Source organism: Thermodesulforhabdus norvegica, from assembly GCF_900114975.1.
Taxonomy (GTDB): domain Bacteria; phylum Desulfobacterota; class Syntrophobacteria; order Syntrophobacterales; family Thermodesulforhabdaceae; genus Thermodesulforhabdus; species Thermodesulforhabdus norvegica.
Genome location: NZ_FOUU01000010.1, coordinates 12622 through 31636, shown reverse-complemented (window position 1 = coordinate 31636; position 19015 = coordinate 12622). Strand labels below are relative to the sequence as shown.

The 19015-nt window shown below is 50.3% G+C and carries 14 protein-coding genes; 6 read left to right on the top strand and 8 right to left on the bottom strand.

The genetic code is table 11. The features are described 5' to 3' along the window. Positions 1 to 2 precede the first annotated feature (2 nt). The 6 genes from BM091_RS11675 (at position 3) to BM091_RS11650 (ending at position 9274) form a co-directional block, all read left to right on the top strand. Positions 3 to 2390: an FAD-dependent oxidoreductase gene (locus BM091_RS11675; protein ID WP_093395981.1), complete on the top strand. Its 2388-nt coding sequence runs from the start codon at positions 3 to 5 to the stop codon at positions 2388 to 2390. A 279-nt stretch (positions 2391 to 2669) separates the two neighbouring features. After that, complete coding sequence (glnA, locus tag BM091_RS11670) at positions 2670 to 4082, top strand: type I glutamate--ammonia ligase (protein WP_093395979.1); 1413 nt, start codon at positions 2670 to 2672, stop codon at positions 4080 to 4082. 111 nt (positions 4083 to 4193) lie between these two features. Beyond that, positions 4194 to 4532, top strand: a complete 339-nt coding sequence (locus tag BM091_RS11665) for a P-II family nitrogen regulator (protein ID WP_093395977.1) — start codon at positions 4194 to 4196, stop codon at positions 4530 to 4532. 50 nt (positions 4533 to 4582) lie between these two features. Next, the gene (locus tag BM091_RS11660; RefSeq protein WP_093395976.1) at positions 4583 to 5881 is read left to right on the top strand and encodes an ammonium transporter; all 1299 of its coding nucleotides are present in this window, start codon (positions 4583 to 4585) and stop codon (positions 5879 to 5881) included. A 315-nt stretch (positions 5882 to 6196) separates the two neighbouring features. Beyond that, positions 6197 to 7183 carry a TGS domain-containing protein gene (locus BM091_RS11655; RefSeq protein WP_093395974.1) on the top strand — a complete coding sequence of 329 codons (987 nt, stop codon included), beginning with the start codon at positions 6197 to 6199 and terminating at the stop codon, positions 7181 to 7183. Positions 7184 to 7201: 18 nt separating this feature from the next. Then, complete coding sequence (locus BM091_RS11650; protein ID WP_093395973.1) at positions 7202 to 9274, top strand: molybdopterin-containing oxidoreductase family protein; 2073 nt, start codon at positions 7202 to 7204, stop codon at positions 9272 to 9274. 66 nt (positions 9275 to 9340) lie between these two features. On the opposite strand, the gene BM091_RS11645 is transcribed toward BM091_RS11650, so the two are convergent. The 8 genes from BM091_RS11645 to BM091_RS11615 all read right to left on the bottom strand — a co-directional run bounded on the left by BM091_RS11645 (position 9341) and on the right by BM091_RS11615 (position 18945). Beyond that, a complete protein-coding gene (locus BM091_RS11645; RefSeq protein WP_093395971.1) occupies positions 9341 to 9553 on the bottom strand; it encodes a cold-shock protein in 213 nt (70 codons plus the stop codon). Between the two features lie 22 nt (positions 9554 to 9575). Continuing rightward, complete coding sequence (locus tag BM091_RS14005; protein WP_177193642.1) at positions 9576 to 9734, bottom strand: hypothetical protein; 159 nt, start codon at positions 9732 to 9734, stop codon at positions 9576 to 9578. Between the two features lie 93 nt (positions 9735 to 9827). After that, a complete protein-coding gene (secG, locus tag BM091_RS11640) occupies positions 9828 to 10235 on the bottom strand; it encodes a preprotein translocase subunit SecG (protein WP_093395970.1) in 408 nt (135 codons plus the stop codon). Between the two features lie 7 nt (positions 10236 to 10242). Then, the gene (gene tpiA, locus BM091_RS14345; protein ID WP_093395968.1) at positions 10243 to 11010 is read right to left on the bottom strand and encodes a triose-phosphate isomerase; all 768 of its coding nucleotides are present in this window, start codon (positions 11008 to 11010) and stop codon (positions 10243 to 10245) included. 58 nt (positions 11011 to 11068) lie between these two features. Continuing rightward, positions 11069 to 12256: a phosphoglycerate kinase gene (locus BM091_RS14340; RefSeq protein ID WP_093395967.1), complete on the bottom strand. Its 1188-nt coding sequence runs from the start codon at positions 12254 to 12256 to the stop codon at positions 11069 to 11071. 29 nt (positions 12257 to 12285) lie between these two features. Then, positions 12286 to 13296, bottom strand: a complete 1011-nt coding sequence (gene gap, locus BM091_RS11625; RefSeq protein ID WP_093395965.1) for a type I glyceraldehyde-3-phosphate dehydrogenase — start codon at positions 13294 to 13296, stop codon at positions 12286 to 12288. Between the two features lie 30 nt (positions 13297 to 13326). Continuing rightward, positions 13327 to 14649, bottom strand: coding sequence for a type I glyceraldehyde-3-phosphate dehydrogenase (locus BM091_RS11620; RefSeq protein ID WP_093395964.1), 1323 nt, complete (start codon positions 14647 to 14649; stop codon positions 13327 to 13329). A gap of 15 nt (positions 14650 to 14664) precedes the next feature. After that, positions 14665 to 18945: a PEP/pyruvate-binding domain-containing protein gene (locus tag BM091_RS11615; protein WP_093395962.1), complete on the bottom strand. Its 4281-nt coding sequence runs from the start codon at positions 18943 to 18945 to the stop codon at positions 14665 to 14667. Between the last annotated feature and the right edge of the window lie 70 nt (positions 18946 to 19015).

Below are 19015 nucleotides of genomic sequence, written 5' to 3'. Positions count from 1 at the left end.
AGATGGGACAAAAAACAGGTGTTCAGCCTTTGCTTAAACACATAAGAATTGACGGGATAGAAAACGGTCGTCGGGTGGATTCCCGGGTTCTCGAGGAGAGAATCCAGCAGGCCGTCGCCGATGGATACCGTTTTCTGGAAGTACACGCATTCGGTCAGCATGGGATCGGTGGACGCCTATGGCGGGCAGGTGACGAGCACGTTCTCGTTCAGGTTTACGGCCCGGTGGGTCAGAGACTCGGCTGCATGGGGTTTCCCAACACGACGATTGAGGTAATGGGGCCTGTTTCAGATGATGTCGGCTGGTTGAATGCGGGTGCGGAGATTATCGTACACGGCAATGCCGCCAACGGTGCCGGAAACGCCATGGCTCAGGGCAAGATTTACATTGCCGGAAACATCGGAGCCCGTGGCATGACCATGACCAAACACAATCCCCGTTTCGACCCTCCCGAACTGTGGGTGCTGGGCTCCGTTGGGGACTACTTCGCCGAATTTATGGCGGGAGGAATTGCCGTTATCTGTGGTTATGAGGCTCAAAATCCCGACAATGTTATCGGCTACAGGCCCTGTGTCGGAATGGTGGGGGGTCGCATCTACTTTCGAGGACCTCATAAAGGGTACAGCGAACCCGACGTGAAACTGGTGCCCATCGGCGACGAGGATTGGCAGTGGCTGGAGAAAAACCTGAGGGTTTTTCTCGAAAAGATCGACAGGTTGGAGCTGTTTCCGGAGCTTTCGAAGCGAGAGCAATGGCAGCTTCTGGTGGCGCGCTCCCCTATGGAGAAAACCACCCGGAAGAGACGATCCATGAGGGAATTCCGGGTTCAGGTCTGGAATAAGGAGCTTGGTCCTGGAGGGCTTGTGGGTGATCTTATAGAGTTCGACACAAGCCCGATACCCGTGATAACGACGGGTATCTTGAGACGTTATGTGCCGGTATGGGAGAATCGCAAGTATGCTCCACCCTGCTACGACGCATGCCCTACGGGAATTCCCGTTCATCAAAGATGGCAGCTTATAAGAGAAGGGAGAATTGATGAAGCCGTCGACCTTGCCCTGACTTATACCCCCTTTCCTGCAGCCGTTTGCGGCTATCTCTGCCCCAACCTCTGTATGCAGGCATGTACGCGACAATCCAGAGGATTACCCCCTGTTGATGTGAGCCTGCTCGGAAAAGCCAGTATTAAGGCCGACGTGAAAGACATTCCTCCCGTTACCGGAAAAAAGATTGCCGTAGTCGGTGGAGGGCCTGCGGGTCTGTCGGTAGCCTGGCAGCTCAGGATGAAAGGCCACGATGTGACCGTTTATGACATGAAGAAGGAGTTGGGCGGTAAGATTACGGAGGTAATTCCTAGAAATCGCATACCCGATGAGGTTATCAGGGCGGAGCTGGAGAGGGCTCGCAGGGTTCTGCCTCACGTTCATCTCCAGCAAAAGCTCACCAGAGACGATCTGGAGCGTATGCGATCCGATTACGACTTCATCGTAATTGCAACGGGCGCTCAAAAACCGCGCATTCTGCCGGTACCGGGAAAAGAAAGGTTGATTCCGGCTCTGGAGTTTCTGAGGAAGAGTAAGGTGGGGGAAGCCACCGTGGGTAAGCGGGTTGTGATCATAGGAGCAGGAAACGTAGGGTGTGATGCGGCCACTGAAGCCCACAGGCTCGGTGCCGAGGAGATAACCCTTCTTGACATTCAGGAACCTGCCTCTTTCGGGAAAGAGCGCAGAGAAGCGGAGGCGGTAGGGGCGAAGTTCAGATGGCCTGTGTTCACGAAGGCTATAAGAGAAGACGGAGTAGAGCTGACCACAGGCGAAGTTATACCGGCGGACACGGTCATCGTTTCAATAGGTGATCAACCCGATCTTGATTTCCTGCCTGAAAGCGTTGAAACGGAACGGGGATTCGTAAAGGTGAATGAGTTCTATCAGACCTCGGATCCTCAAATATTTGCCGTGGGTGATGTGGTAAGAATAGGCCTGATAACGGAAGCAATAGGGGCCGGTCGAGTAGCTGCCGAAGCGATAGATGCAATATCGAAGGGCGAAGACCCCGTGAAGGCCCGTCACCGTGTAAAGCCTGCTCTTCCTGTTGTGGATAAGCATCGTGTGAAGGTGGAATATTTTGAAGCCCGTCGGATTCCCTTCGGCTCCGTCGATGAATGTGCACAGGAATGTGCATCCTGCGGGCAATGCCGTGATTGTGGTATATGCATTACGGTGTGTCCTCAGGGCGCTATATCCCGCAGGGAGAAGGAAAACGGCGATTTTGAGATGGTTGTAGATGAAGAAAAGTGCATCGGTTGCGGTTTCTGCGCCGGGGCCTGTCCTTGTGGTGTCTGGAATCTGGTAGAAAACGAACCCTACGAAGTGCTCGCCTCAAGAAAGTAAAATCATACGAAGGGGAACGGAGATCTGGTAAGATATTTCCGTTCCCTCTTCCGTTGTTGAGACTTCCCGTATAAAAAGCTGTGACAAAATTGTACAAATTGTTCAACTTCGTTCAGCATGCAGGCCTGCCGTCTTTTCCTGCTTCTGAGGGGGCTTGTATGTGTTTTAAGGGATTGATTGGCGGACGGCGGTGAGGATAAAAGTGGCATCCATATTGCTCTTTTTTTGAAAACGTTGGGATTGAACTAAAGTGGCAATTTTTTGGAAGGAGGAGTTGTAATGACACCGAAGGAAGTTTTGGAGTTTGCCCGGGAGAAAAACGTTAAGATGGTTGATTTCAAGTTTCTGGATTTTCCCGGAATGTGGCAGCACTTTTCGGTGCCCATCAGCGAGTTAAGTGAGTCGAGCTTTGAAGAGGGTTTTGGTTTTGACGGGTCGAGCATAAGGGGCTGGCAGCCGATTCATGCCAGCGATATGCTGGTCATACCCGACCCGGATACCGCCGTGATAGACCCCTTTATGCAGGTTCCAACTCTAAGCCTGATATGCAATGTCGTTGATCCTATAACCAAGGAAAAGTACTCACGGGATCCAAGGTACATTGCCCAGAAGGCCGAGGAATATCTGAAATTTACAGGCATAGGCGATGTCGCCTACTTTGGGCCAGAAGCGGAATTTTTCATTTTTGACGACGTCAGGTATGGAGATGCAAGCCATTACGCCTATTATTTTCTCGATTCCAGAGAAGGTATCTGGAATTCCGGTAGAGAAGAGTGCCCCAACCTGGGTTATAAGCTGCGTCATAAGGAAGGTTACTTTCCCGTACCGCCTTCGGACACTTTTCAGGACATCAGAACCGAAATGGTGCTGGTAATGGAGCAGGTGGGTATTCAGGTAGAGTGCCAGCATCATGAGGTTGCGACGGCAGGGCAGGCCGAGATCGATATGAGGTTCGCCCCGCTGGTCAAAATGGGTGATCAGCTTATGTGGTTTAAATACATAATCAAAAACGTAGCCCGACGACACGGCAAAACCGTTACCTTTATGCCAAAACCGCTTTACGGTGACAACGGTTCCGGAATGCATACCCATACGAGTATCTGGAAGGACGGGAAGCCTCTTTTTGCAGGAGACAAATACGCCGGGCTCAGCGACATCGCCCTATGGGCAATCGGCGGTATTCTTAAACATGCCCGGGCAATTTGTGCCTTCACCAATCCGACTACCAACTCCTACAAGAGGCTGGTGCCGGGTTACGAGGCGCCTGTAAACCTCGCCTACTCCAGCAGAAACAGAAGTGCCGCTATCCGCATTCCTATGTACTCGCCGTCTCCTAAAGCCAAACGCATAGAATTTCGCACTCCAGATCCGTCATGCAACGGCTACCTTGCCTTCAGTGCAATTCTGATGGCAATGATTGACGGGATTGAGAATCGAATCGATCCCGGCGAACCTCTTGACAAGGACATTTATGCTCTCAGCCCTGAAGAACTCAAGGACGTGCCTTCCACTCCCGGCTCTCTCGACGAAGCGCTCAAGGCACTGGAAGAAGATCATGAGTTCCTGATGAAGGGAGGAGTCTTCACGGAGGATGTTATTGAGGAATGGATCAGTTATAAGAGAACTCGGGAGGTGGACCCGGTCAGGCTGAGACCCCATCCTCATGAGTTCTATCTTTACTTCGACGTGTAGTCCGGGACGAGCCGTTCTCGGTAACTAAAATAAAAATGCCCGGGGTTCCCGCCTAAACTCCCCCGGGCGACCAAAAGAAGGTGCGCGCTCAATGGAAAACAGGAGTATCACATGTTTAAGATTGAGGCAATAATTAGACCTCACAAATTATCGGATGTTAAGGATGCCCTTCTTGCCACGGGGGTTCAGGGGCTGACGGTCACAGAGGTTAAAGGTTTCGGAAGGCAGAGGGGAAGGACGGAAATCTATCGTGGTGCGGAATACGACGTGAGTTTTATTCCGAAGATCATGATAACCCTTGTCGTTCAGGATGATCAGGTTGAGGAAGTCGTTGATACGATAATACGCAGTGCCAGCACCGGTAAAGTGGGGGACGGCAAGATTTTCTTGTATCCCGTGGCGGAAGTCATAAGGATCAGGACAAGGGAATCAGGGCCTGCCGCTTTATAAAACCCGTTTATTGCTCAGTCTGAAAATAAAGGCAAGGGAAGGGGACTGCCATGGATCTTTTCCGTCTTTATAAAGCCTGTAAGAAGAGGCCTGCCTTAACTCCGTGGGTTATCTTACCGATAGTAATTCCATCCCTGGCCTCCGGGGCCGAGCAACCCGATACGGGAGATACGGCCTGGGTTCTTATGTCGTCGGCTCTTGTGATGTTCATGATACCCGGTCTTGCCTTTTTCTATTCCGGCATGGTCCGGAGTAAAAACGTTCTCAGCTCCATAATGCATTCGATGGTATCCATGGGCATCATCGGAGTCCAGTGGATGGTTATTGGTTACAGCCTCGCCTTTGGTGAAGGAAACTCTCTGATCGGGGGTTTTTCTCATGTGTTTTTAAAAGGTATAAGTACCGGGTCGATCATCGGAACTATCCCGTCCTTTGTGTTCGTGTGGTTCCAGGGGATGTTTGCAATTCTCACACCGGCTCTTATAAGCGGTGCCGTGGCGGAGAGGATAAAGTTCAGTTCATACTGCGTGTTTCTACTTCTGTGGGCTACCCTGGTCTATGATCCCGTGGCACACTGGGTTTGGGGTGGGGGATGGCTCCAGAAGATGGAAGCCCTGGATTTTGCCGGTGGTACCGTTGTTCATCTGACTTCCGGGGTTTCCGCCCTCGCGATTGTTGCGGTTTTACGAAACAGGATAGGCTTCCCAAGAGAGGCCTTCCTTCCTCATAACCTCACCCTTACGGTTCTTGGCTGTGCCTTGCTCTGGTTTGGTTGGCTGGGATTTAATGCCGGAAGCGCTCTGGGGGCCAATGGAACTGCAGGCCTTGCGTTGTGCACCACCATGACGGCTTCCTGTGGGGCAGCTCTTTCCTGGATAATTATGGAGTGGATGCTTTTAAAGAAGCCCAGCGCCCTGGGATTCAGTTCCGGAGCAATTGCAGGACTGGTGGCCATTACCCCGGCCGCAGGGTTCGTAACTCCCTTCTGGGCGCTGATAATCGGGCTTGCGGCGGGAGTGGTGTGTTATTACGGAGTGAGATTGAAATATGCACTGAGACTGGATGATTCTCTGGATGTCGTCGGTATCCACGGGATTGGAGGCATGTTCGGCGCTCTTGCTACGGGAGCCTTTGCAGGTGTTGGAGCAACGGGACTCATTCACGGCAATGTTCGTCAGATGGCGGTGCAGATCCTGGCGGCCGTTTCAGTGGCCCTTTATTGCTATGTGATGACCTATTTGCTTGCCAGGGTAGTGGATTTCGTCATGGGCCTCAGAGTTTCTGAAGAAGCGGAGATCAATGGGCTGGATAAGGAGCTTCATGGAGAGTCGGGATACCACTTCTTTTAAAGCGGTAAACCCGGGCGATAACATGGACCCCGGGTTTACCGGACTAAATCCTGTCCACTCTGCAGGATCCCAGGGTAATTTCTAGGGAATCGTCAAGCTGGTCCTTTAGTTCTGCCGGTGTAAAAACGGAGCCGCAATCCTTGCAGCGCAGGAAGACGGCCCGTCAGGTTTTTACCAGGTAAAGAGCTTTGCCGCATTTGGGACAAGTCATTTCATTCTCCTTTTAAAACAAGCCTTGATGCCCATCGTTGACAAACTCCGGAGATTCCTTTTAGTGTTTTTTCACAAAATAAATCAAGAGTGAGGTGGTCAGAAATGCCTGCAAATCTTCCGCCTCATTATTTCGAAGCGGAAAAAAGATATAGAGAAGCAAAGACTCCGGAGGAAAAAATCCGTGCCCTTGAAGAAATGCTCACCATTATGCCAAAGCACAAGGGCACGGACAAACTGCGCGCGGCTCTTACAAGCAAGATTGCCAAGTTCAAGGCCCAGGCTCAACAGAAGAAGTCAGCCTCTCGCAGGGATGTTTCCTATGTCATCGAAAAGGAAGGGGCTTTGCAGGTCGCTCTCGTCGGCCCACCGAATACGGGTAAATCGTCGATTCTTTCCGTTCTTACAAAGGCTCAGCCGGAAATTGCCGATTTTCCCCACACAACCTGGAAGCCTCTGCCGGGTATGGCCCAGTTCGAAAATATTCAGTTCCAGCTCATCGATACTCCACCGATAAATCCGGATTATGTGGATCCCTGGATGTCCGACCTGATGAGGCGTGCGGACATTCTGGCAATTGTCGTGGACATCAAGGATGATCCCTTTCTTCACTACGAAGAAACGGTCTCCGTACTGAAGAGCCTCAGGATTTATCCGCAGGGTTTTCCCATCCCCGATGATTTGAAGAAAAGACCCTTCGTAAAGAAATGTTGTGTTGTGGTGAACAAAGTCGATACACCAAAGGATTATGAAGACTTTGAGGTGTTTTTGGAACTCGCACAGGTGGCTCTACCCTGTATTCCTTTTTCGACAAGGCATAATCAGTACGGTGAGCTTTTTTTGAGGAAGATTTATGAACTGGGTGACATAATTCGGGTTTATACCAAAGCGCCCGGTAAAGAGCCCGATTTAAGCCAGCCTTTTGTGCTTCCTAAGGATAGTACTCTGGAGGAGCTTGCCGGAAAGATACACAAGGATTTTCTGGAGAAACTCAAGTACGCCAAAATATGGGGTAAGGCCGTATTCGACGGTCAGATGGTTCAGAAAGACTATGTTCTTCAGGACGGGGACATCGTAGAGCTTCACATTTGATCTAAGGAGATTCGGGAAATGACTCTGCGGCTTTTGAAAACCCACTGTGGGCGAATGGATCATGGCGGTTGTCCGATCATGTTAGAGATTGACGACAGTGGCATAAGGAGGGTGCATCCTGATCCCGGTGGATGGACCGGAAAGCCTTATCTCTGTGCTAAAGCCTTCGGTGCCGTTGAAAAACTGAACCATCCGGCGCGGCTGACTTATCCCATCATCAGGACGGGAAAAAGAGGGGAAAACAGGTGGAGAAGGGCAAGCTGGGATGAGGCCCTTGGTTTGATTGCGGAAAATCTCGATCGGGTCAGGGAAAAGCACGGCGCAAGGGCTGTTGCTTTCTGTCAGGGGATGCCCAAGGGGCTTGAGCATTTCGTACTCATTCGTCTGGCCAATCTTTTCGGCTCGCCAAATGTGGTAGCCGTACAGGATGTGTGTCATGCTCCCCGGGAAGTTACGGGTCTTCATACCTGCGGTTTTTATCCCGTAGCCGACTTTCGTCACCATTCAGAAGTAATACTTCTGTGGGGAAGCAACCCCGTTGCAACTAACGAAGAAGGCCTCATGGGAACTCTCCTGCTGGATCGTCTTGCTGCGGGAACGAAACTCATCGTTGTGGATCCGATGAAGACCAGGCTGGCAAAGCGTGCAGAGCTTTATCTACCCGTAAAACCCGGTCGGGATGCCTTACTTGCCCTTGCCATGCTTAATGTAATAGTTTCTGAGAGGCTCTACGATGAAGAGTTTGTCTCCCGATGGACCCACGGTTTTGAAGAACTGGCAACCCACGTTGAAAAGTTCTCACCCCATTCCGTGGCACCTCTTGTTGGTGTTGATTCGGATCTTATAGAAAATGCTGCCCGATTGTATGCATCGGCCAAACCGGCTGCCGTCGCCTGGGGTAATGCCATAGAACAGACTCCGAATAATTTTAATGCCTGCCGTGCTCTGATCTGCCTTATGGCAATTTGCGGCAACCTCGATGTTCCCGGCGGAAATGTTGAAGCCCTGGACCCGCCGGTAGCCCGCCTGGGTGATTTCGTCAAAGCGAAAAAAATTCCGGATAAGCCCAGACAGATGGTTCATGCCCATTTCGGCACAATTCCACGGCTTATGACCGTACCTCCCGCTTTCTTCCGAAAGGCAGTGTGCGAAGAGATTCCCTATCCCATAAAGGCAGCTTACATGCAGTGCACCAATCCGCTTTTGACCTGGGCGGATGGTCCCAGAACCCTCGAAGCCATTATGAAGCTGGACTTCCTCGCCGTATCCGATATTTACCTGACCCCAACGGCCCTCTACGCAGATGTTGTCCTGCCGGCGGCAACGCAGTTTGAGTTTAACGACATAGGACATTACGGCCTCGGGCACGGTTTCATCCTGGCCCGGCCCAGGGCAGTTGATCCTCCCGGTGAGTGCTGGCCGGATATAAAGATCCTTAACGAACTGGGCAGAAGGCTAACCCCCTCTGAATATTGGTACGACGACCATGAAGCTCTCCTCGATGAGGTATTGAAACCCTCCGGGCTCGATTATAACGAGTTTGTGCAGAAAGGAATCCTGAGAGGAGAAGAAAAGTTCCGGAAATATCTTGATAAGGGTTTCCGAACTCCGACCGGTAAGGTGGAACTCCTGCTTTCCAGGGCAGATGAACTGGGTCTTCCTGCTCTTCCGGTTTATGATGATGTGGGAACCGAAACGGAAGCCTTCCCCCTTTTACTTACCTGTCGGAAGGATCCCTTCTATCTTCATTCTTCTTATCGATGGGTCGAGGTTTTGAGAAAGCACAGTCCCGAACCCTTTGCTTTTATCAACCCGGAGACTGCTAAAAAATACGGAATATCTTCGGGTGATCCCATGTATATAGAAACTGCAAAGGGATCTGTTGTTCAAAAGGCCAGATATCATTCCGGGGTTCGTGAAGACGTCGTTGTTGCGGCTTACGGGTGGTGGTTCCCGGAAGATGGGCCCGAAAAAGGTTACAGGTGGACAGAAGCAAACCTTAACTGGATTACCGATTGTAGCCGACCAGGGAAGGAATTCGGAACGCCGCTCTTAAGAGGCATTCCCTGCAGGATTCGACCCGTTGATTGAGTTCATAAAAAAACCCGGGACGAAAGTCCCGGGTCCTTAGTTTCGGTTAGCGATTTTTAGAGCGGCTTATCTTATGCCGTTCAGCTTTTTGACCCGAACGGCCTGAGGCCCCTTTGAACTTTGCTCGATCTCAAAGCTTACGAGATCTCCGTCGTGGAGCGTCCTGAAACCTCTACCTTCGATGGCGGTGTAATGTACGAAAACATCGCCCTGAGTCTCGGTCTCGATAAAACCATAACCTTTCTTCTCGTTAAACCACTTAACCCTTCCTTCAGACATCCTACTCGTACCTCCTGAAAAATTAAAGATCATCTAACCTGGCGGAAAGAAAGCCTTCCGGAAAATCCGATTGCCTGACCGGACCCGAACTTCTATCTTCCCAGCCGTCCATAAAAAAACGGGCGCGAACGCTCACGCCCGCTTCTTCTCTTTTTATTTTCCGTTCAAAATCTAAATTCACAAAACTTCCTTCACTTAACAATCAAACAACGCTTTCAACTATACATGATCGACTGCAAAAGGCAAGCTTTTTATTCGAAAAATTTTAGACAACCTACCTGACCTTTTGACCGTTCTCATCAGCACTTTCCGTCGTAGCCTGATCGGTCGTTGAAGCAGGCACACCGGAAGAAGGTTCTTCGGTCTTCGTGACCGGAACGGGAACGGGTTTGGCCTCGGGCACCTTCGGCAGTGACTCTTCGGCAACGGGTTTGTCCATTATTGATTTGGATATGGGCCTTCCCGAATAATAGGTCAGAACCAGACAGTTAATCATGAAGAGTATGGCCACGACGGCCGTGATTTTCCCCATTACCGTTGTGGCACCACTGGCACCGAAAAGTGTTCGCGATGCACCACCGAAAGCCGCACCGATTTCTGCTCCCCGGCCTGTTTGCAAAAGCACTATAGCAATTAACATAATGCAGATAATGATGTGAAAGACCACGAACAATGCATGCATATCCCGATCACCCTTTTTGCTGATATTCTATTATCCGCCTGAAAGATTCAACCTCCAGGCTTGCTCCACCCACCAGAAGGCCGTCAACGTCCTCTTCCTTCATCAGGTCGTCAACGTTGGACGGCTTGACGGAGCCTCCATACAATATTCTCACGGAATGCGCAATATCTTTTCCGTAACTACCGGAAAGCTTCTCTCTGATAAAGGAGTGAACCTCCTGAGCCTGTTCGGGCGTGGCCGTACGGCCTGTTCCTATAGCCCAGACCGGTTCGTATGCGATAACGACAGAACGGCCGTCCAGGAGATCAACATCCTTCAGCCCTTTTTCCAGCTGGTCTGAAACGATTTCAAAGGTTTTCCCCGCCTCGCGTTCTTCCAGCATTTCCCCGACGCACAGTATGGGCACCAATCCCCATTTCACGGCTGCTCGCACTTTTTTGTTTATTACCTCGTCGTCTTCCTTGAAGATGTGGCGTCGTTCGGAGTGACCAACGATTACGTAACGGCACCCAACGTCCTTCAGCATGGGCACCGAAACCTCGCCGGTATAGGCACCTTTTTCTTCCCAGTGACAGTTTTGACCTCCCAGAAAAAAATCCTCTCGGGACAGTTCCTTTGAAACGGCTAAAAGCGCCGTGAAGGGAGGAGCAATCAGAACCTCTCTATCATCGAAGGTTCCCACGCTTTTCTGAAGTTCCCTTACAAACCCCACTGCTTCTGAAACGGTTTTATGCATCTTCCAGTTGGCGGCTATGAGATTCTTCCTTCTGACCATGGTGACGTGCTCCTCTTGCGAAAAAGGGGCAGCTACCGGCTGCCCCAGGGATTACCGTCTACTTGCCACACCTTTCCAGCGCTTCTACGCCCGGAAGTGCTTTACCTTCCAGAAGCTCAAGAAAGGCACCTCCTCCCGTCGATACGTATCCGACTTTGTCGTAAAGACCGAATTCGTTCAGGGCCGATACCGTGTCTCCGCCTCCCGCGACCGTGAGACCCTTGTGCTCCGCTATTGCCTTTGCTAGCTCCATCGTTCCTCTGGCGAAGGCCGGTTTTTCAAAAACCCCCATTGGACCGTTCCAGACCACCGTGGACGCCTTCTCGATGGCTTCACGGAAAAGCTCAACCGTACGAGGTCCTACATCGAAGATTGCCAGATTTTCCGGAATGTTATCCAGAGATACCTCCATAGCTTCGGCTTCGGCATCGATAGAAGGTGCAGCAACGGCATCAACAGGAAGGTGAACTTCGACACCCAATTCCTGCGCCCTTTTCAGGAATTCCCTTGCCGTTTCGATGTAGTCATCTTCGACCTGAGAGGCACCCACCGGCCTGCCAAGAGCCTTCATAAAAGTGTTTGCCATGGCACCGCCTATTATCATGATGTTGCATCGGGAAAGGAGGTTTTCGAGTACTCCTATCTTGGTGGATACCTTTGCTCCTCCGATGACAATGGCCACGGGGCGTTCTGGGGTTTCGAGCGCTCTGTGGTAGTAATCCAGTTCCTTATAGAGCTGGTAACCGGCGGCACATTCCGGAACGTACTCTATAATTGCGTGAACGGAGGCATGAGCCCTGTGGGATACCGCAAAGGCGTCGTTTACGTAAAGGTCCACGCCCTCTGCAAGGCTTCGGGCAAATTCCGGGTCGTTTTTCGTTTCCCCTTCGTGAAATCTGAGGTTTTCCAGAAGGGCAAGGTCGCCGTGCTTGAGTTTAGAAAGTGCCTCGTTGCGCTTTTCGCCCACGCAGTCTTCTACAAAGAGTACGGAATTTCCGAGAAGCCCTGACAGGTGATCCGCTACAGGCTTCAGAGACAGTTCGGGAACGACCTTACCTTTGGGTCTTCCCAGGTGAGATGCTACCAGAAGTTTGGCACCCGATTGGAGAATTCTTTCTATGGTAGGAAGGGTTGCCTTAATTCGCGTGTCGTCTGCAACCCTTCTGTTTTCATCCAGAGGCACGTTAAAGTCGGCTCTGAGAAATACAACCTTTTTTTCCAGGTTTACATCATCCAGGGTTTTCATTTCGCATCCTCCATCTTTCCGATGGACAACTACTCAAGATCCTTTCCCATGTGCAATGCCAGATCTATCATCCGGTTGGAATATCCGAATTCGTTATCGTACCAGCTCATGACCTTGACCAGTTTTCCGTCGATTACCCTCGTAAGAGCGGCGTCCACGATGGACGAGAAGGTGGAGTGATTGAAGTCGCAGGAAACCAGCTCCTCTTTTTCAACGTGCAGGATGCCCTTGAGTGGACCCTGGGAGGCTGCTTCCAGTGCCTGGTTTACCTCTTCGACACTCGTTTCCTTTTCCACCTCGCAGACGAAATCGACCAACGACACATTTGGTGTAGGCACACGGATTGCCAATCCGTCCAATCGCCCTTTGAGCTCGGGAATGACTTCGGCGACAGCAACTGCCGCACCCGTTGTTGTCGGGACCATGGAGAGAGCCGCCGCCCTGGCACGCCTTCGGTCTTTGTGCAGGGCATCCAGCAACCTTTGATCCATCGTGTAGGAATGTACCGTGGTCATCAATCCGTGGACGATCCCGAAGTGATCGTGAAGGACTCTTACGATCGGTGCAAGGCAATTGGTCGTGCAGGAAGCGTTCGAAACTATGTGGTGGTTTCTGGGATCGTACTCTTCGTGGTTTACACCCATAACGAAGGTGGCGTCCATTTTCTTGCCGGGAGCGCCTACGATGACTTTTTTTGCCCCGGCGTCAATGTGTTTCTGAGCAGAGTCTCTGTCCCTGAATCGGCCGCTCGTCTCAAGCACTATATCCACCCCCAGATCTTTCCAGGGAGCGTCGGCAGGGTTTGCCACCTGGCAACATCGATACTTTTTGCCGTCAACAACCAGATACTCTCCCTCTGCAGAAATTTCGTTGTGTATGGTTCCGTGTACCGAGTCGTACTTGAGCAGGTAGGCCAGTTCTTCAGGACTCCCAAGGTCGTTCAGAGCCACGACTTCAAGGGGTTCCTTTCGTTCCAGGTTTGCTCTAAAAATCATTCTTCCAATGCGACCGAAGCCGTTGATGGCAACGCGGACGGCCATGGTGGACCTCCTATGGTTTAGGGTTTAGGCTTAATCAAGGCTTTTGGCGATACTCACAGTAAGATCGCCAAGCATATTGGTGTAGCTTCCGAGTTCGTTGTCATACCATCCGTAAATTACGGCCTGAGTCACGGGAATCTGCAAAACGCTGTGGCCTGCATCCTGAAGAGAGAGGAGAGCCTTTTTGAGGGACTCGGCACTTACACTTTCTCCGCTTGAGTTGATAGGTGCCGACGCAATGGCCTTCACGACCTGTTGCAGGTCAAACCTTACCGCAGCGGTTCTTGTGTGAGTTTCATGAGCCTCTATAATTGCGGCGGCTCTCGGTACCCCGATTATGTCCGACGATACGTTCTGTTCCTCAGAATAGATCAGGTAACCTTCAGGATAATTCTTTGCGGCGTCTCTGTAGATGCTGTTTATTAATTCCCTGTTGACGGGATTGGAAAAGCTTTCGTCCTGTATGAGAACCACGAGAATGATCAGAGAGCCGGTCGTAATCGGAACTCTGACCGACTCGGCAATAAATCCAATGTTTTTCATTTCGGGAATGACCAGAGCCAGAGCTTTGGCGGCCCCTGTAGTGGTCAGGATTATGTTGTTGGCGACGGCGCGATTTTTGCGAAGATCCGTTGCACCCGCCTTGGGAAGACGGTCTAAAACAGGCTGGGAAGGCGTTTGCGCGTGAACGGTAGCCATGGATGCAGAGAGGATTCTCTGGGGACCGAAGTAGTCAAGTAGAGGCTTCATCATGTAGGCAAGACAGGTTGTTGTACAGGATGCCGCCGAAATTATAACGTGCTTTTTGGGGTCGTAGGCGGAGTCGTTTATACCCTTCACACAGGTAATAGAGTCTTCGGGAATCGATTTACTCTTATCCTTGATCTTGAAAGGAGCAGAAACGATTACCTTGCGTGCCCCCGCAGCCAGATGGCCTCTGACCGAACCCTTGGAGTCGTTTTCCGGCACCGTGGGATCCAGAAAAGCACCTGTGCAGTCAACAACCAGTTCCACCCCGTGATCTTTCCAGCCTATGTCAGCAGGATTGCGGTGTTGCCTTAGAATTTTGACTTTGACGCCGTTTACCCGCATCGTGCCTTCACGGTCGTTGATTTCTTCGATAACCCGATTGGCTCGACAACCGTAAAGAAAGGTGTGAAGAGCGCCGTAGGTGGAGTCCTTTTCTATAAAGTGAGCAATGTCTTCAAGGCCTGTACCCGCCTGTCTCCCTATGTTGACGACAAGTTCTGAAAAATATTGGCGTTCTGCATGGTGCCATAGTGTTAACTTTCCAATTCGTCCTAAACCGTTAATCCCAAGCTTCTGGGGTACGAACTTATCTTCACCACCCATATTGCCAGACCTCCCTTACTCGCTGGTTTCAACGTCCATCCACCTTGTTTCGTGGAACCCTTTGTAAATAGCTCCGCTTCTTCCGTCCAATCCCAGTATGTCGCCGGTTTTTATTTGATACCCGTTGATTTCGCATCTGCGCTGAGATTCCCATACGGTCATTTTGCTACATCCGACCACGCAGGTTTTACCGAGCCTGTGAGCGACTATGGCTGCATGAGACGTGGCACCTCCCTTTCCCGTAAGAATTCCGTCGGCAAGGGATATTTCCTTTATGTCGTCCGGTACAGTATCTGATCTTATGAGTATTATGTAATCGTTGGGGTAAGTTCTGCGAAGTTCTTCTATGGATTCGACATCGAAGGCAACTCGCCCGCAGAGTGCCCCTCCGCTGACCCCTATGCCGCTCGCAAGATAGCTGGCTTCGAGATCGGGGGTTGGAACGAAGACTCGATAGCGGCGGTGAATTCTTGGGGACATGTTCCGGCTCTGAAGAATGTACAGAGAATCTTCGCTGTCTCCCTGGAAGGTGAACTCTATTTCCTGAGGCCCCCAGTGCTGTTCGTAAACGAGCTTCTCGGCTATTTCCACAAGCCTTCTGTAAATGCGAGGAAAGAGCATTTCCAGAGAAGCTTCACGGGGCTCTACCTCTTTGAGCCTCTGTTTTTCGGAAATCGGCAGGGTTTTGACCAGTCCGCCCACGACATCTTCGCCCTGGTTTCCGAGGGTGAAATCGCCGTTGGGATCTATAATGTCCTCTGCCGTCCAGGGATCGTGAGTGAACATAACACCGGCACCCGAGCGGGTGTCCAGATTGCCGAAGATCATCGTCTGTACGGTCACGGCGGTACCCCAGTTGTCGGAGATGCCCATAATCTGCCTATAGGTTTTGGCCTTTGGCGAATACCAGGATTCGATGACCTGTCTTATGGACGTGAAAAGTTGCTCTCGAGGGTTATCTGTCAGATCCACGCCGTTTTTGCGAAGTTCGTCCCTGTATGCACGGGCTACTGTGCGGATCTGTTCAGGCGAGAATTCCCGCTTATAGGTAACGCCGCATTTCTTCTTGTAAAATCTCATTATTTCGTCAAAAGCATCACGGGGCATTCCGAAGGACATGCCCCAGGATTGTATAAATCTTCTGTAATTATCCCATGCGAACCAAGCCTGTCCCGTCTGATCTATAAGCCCTTCCACTATTTCCTCGTTTATGCCAACGTTAAGAAAGGTGGTCATCATTCCGGGCATGGACATAGCGGCACCGCTACGGACGGAGACGAGCAGTGTATTGGTCGGACATCCAAAACACCTGCCGGTTTCTTTCTCGAGCCTGTGCATAAAAGACATAACCCTGGCTTCAAAGTCCTTGCGTGATTCCGGGAACCGATCGACTACCCGTCTGCACCTGAAATATTCCGTCGTTATGATGAAGCCGGGAGGCACATTTATGCCTGCGGAGTGAAGCACCGCAAGGTTATAACCTTTGTTGCCCAGATGTATTAGATCAAAGGTCTGGGGTGTGGGGTCGTATATCCAGGAAATGGTTTTCTCGGGTTCGTAGCTCAGAAGCAGGTCGAGGTCTTCGCCCACAAAGGTGGCCTTCTGATGAGAGAGGGTCACGACGATATTGGTCACAAAATTATCAAAATACTGTAAGCCGAAAGTACGGGCCACCAGATCTCTCAGAAATGTCTCGGATATCATCTGGATTTTTTCTGCCGGATTGGCACATTCCACGATCCGGGCGAATTTGGGAAGGTACTCATCATCTTTCAATTTTTTTATTGCCAGATTCAGATTGGGCTCATGGATTACGTGGTAATAAGTGTGTATGATCTGGTTAATCGATTCCGAAAAGCCTCTGAATATATCCATAAACTGGGAATGGGTAAATCTTCTGATCTGTAAAGCCTTTTCGAAAAGTTCCTGATACCGTTGAAGCTGAACCGAATGTATTCCCTCCAGGTTCAGAGCCTTCAAAAACAGGGGGATGAATTTCACGATCCTTGAGAAGGTGGCCCTGGTGATGAAACTCAGATCTATTGACTGAATTATTTCTTCGAAAAGAAGGTTTGCAAGATTTTCCAGCCTGAAAGTGAGCCCCAGCGCGTCGAACTTCTTCTCGTGGTAAGAACCGTACATTGAGGGGATATCTACGGCTATATGCCGCTTCAGGTATATATTTTCCTGAATTTCCATTTTTGAAGGTTTCAGAATGATTTCCTGAAGCTTTCGAAGATAGTCGAGTATTGCTTCGAGTTTCTCTATTGGATCATTCCCATCCAGTGCTTTCAAAACTGCAGACGGGTCGGGAAGGCCCAGTTGAGCTCCTCTGTTCAGATGTTCCCTTATGTCTTTCGCCGAGAGTGCATACTTTTCCTTGAGGAGTTGATAAAAGCGGATCATCAGACCTGTTCGCTTCTTCTCTGCATCAGTTACATCGGATACGGAATTAAATACCGACTCTACTTTTTCCGACGACGCCTCCAGCAGATCCTCAACATCGTACAGAAGGTCGTTATCCTGAAGTGCCTTTAAAAGCCTGTGTGGTCCCTGAACGAAGGCGTGATCTGGATCGATTTGTTCATAAATGTGAGCGGGCAGAAAGGGCTTTATGTGTTCCTTGTTAAGCGTAATCCAGAAGCGGAAGATGTTTTCAATAAAGGGCACCGTAAGGTTGTTGCTTTCCACATGACTCTGCTTCCTGAGGAAGTGAATAAGAGGGTCTCCACGTCCGTAAATTTCATCAACTTCCGTTGATACGTTTCGAAGAAGCCCTTCGGCTCCGATCTCGTTAAAGTATACGGGGAAGAGCTTTGCCAGCTGTTTTACCAGGTTATAGACGGGTGCAATCGGTGCATGAAGTAATTCGCTTATGTCTCTCTGGAACAAATCGGTGTCTCTGATGCAGGTTCCGGTAAGTGAAAGATAGACGATCAGTGCAGAAAGCAGGTTTCTCATTTTTTGAGGATCCTGTTTTATCAGATCCAGCCACACTCTGATATTGAGAAGATGAGCTTCATTGACCTTGACCTGCCAGTAATCGCTCACGCCCTGTACCCGGGCCGTCTGGAATCCCATGGAAATCAATCGTTCTATGAAAGAATCGATAAGCTGTTTATTTCCGCTCTTTACTATTTCAAGTCCGATCGTATGAAGACACTGAAGGGTCGCCTTTGGATGGGCCGCAACCGCTTCCTCGAGTGCAGTCAGAAGCATGTCCACGCTTTCGTAAAGATCGTCGTTTTTCTGGTCTTTGAGCCATCGCGATAGTTCCTGGTTTATGCTTCTGAGAGTCTCCTCATGGATCGACTCAAGGCCCGGGGTCTGCAGGATCTTCAACCTCATAAGCATACTCAAGCGTCGCCCGAGACCATCATCGGAGTGCAGCTTAAGCATGTCGGGCAGTTTTGAGTAATACTTCACTATGTCCCGATGATCCGGAAGCTCCAGCAATTTTACAACCGCTTCTCTTGGGTTATCGATTTCTGCAATGGTCTCGAGTTGTGTCCTGTGTCTTGAAAAGCTTTTATGGCTGATGGGGCTGCAATGCTCGAGACTTCGAGCGAGGAACTCTTTTCCGACTCCATCGCAGGTTCTGGTTAGCCATTTGCACGGGTCTTCTACGGACAGCCACAAATCGTAAGTAGTCTTGAATATTCTGTTCATAAGAGAACGAAGCTCGACAAAAGAGGAATCCGAATGCCAGACCTTAAGGAGAGAATTGGCCAGTGACTTTACGGAATAATAGCTCCTGAGGAGGTATTCAAAATTTTCTTCGTCAAGATTCACAAGCTTTATAAGAAAATGCCTCAGAATTCCTTCGTGGATTTCGTCCAGTTGTTCTACGTGGAGATCCAAACTTGCAATTTCAGGAGCTTTGTCGGGTACGGGGCGGCCGAAGTCTGAACCGAAACGTTCGAGCATTTTAAGCCAGAAGGCCAGAAATCTGTCCATCGCATGGGCCTTTGTATCGGCCCTTAAAGAATTTACAAAAGAATCCCACAGCATGAGGGCAATGAGAAATACAATACGCCCTCTGAGGGGATGCTTTTCTATAAGGCTAATGTTTGAAACGGTATATCGCCATGCCTCATCGACAACCACCTGCCAGTTTGCGTATTTGTGGTGATATTCCTGGAGAAGTTCTTCCGCTTCGGCTTCCTTGCCTCTGAAGCCCGAAACCACTTCTTTCAGAATCATAAAAACGGGTTTTATTTTTACGGGTACACTCCGGGTAAGCTCCAGATGAATCTTAAGGGCCTGAGAATTAACCGGTTCTCTGGAAAGCTGCATAATTATAGCCCTCCGACATTATTTCAGGACAAGCTTATCAATCAAGTATAACTTCCTCAAAAGGACATAT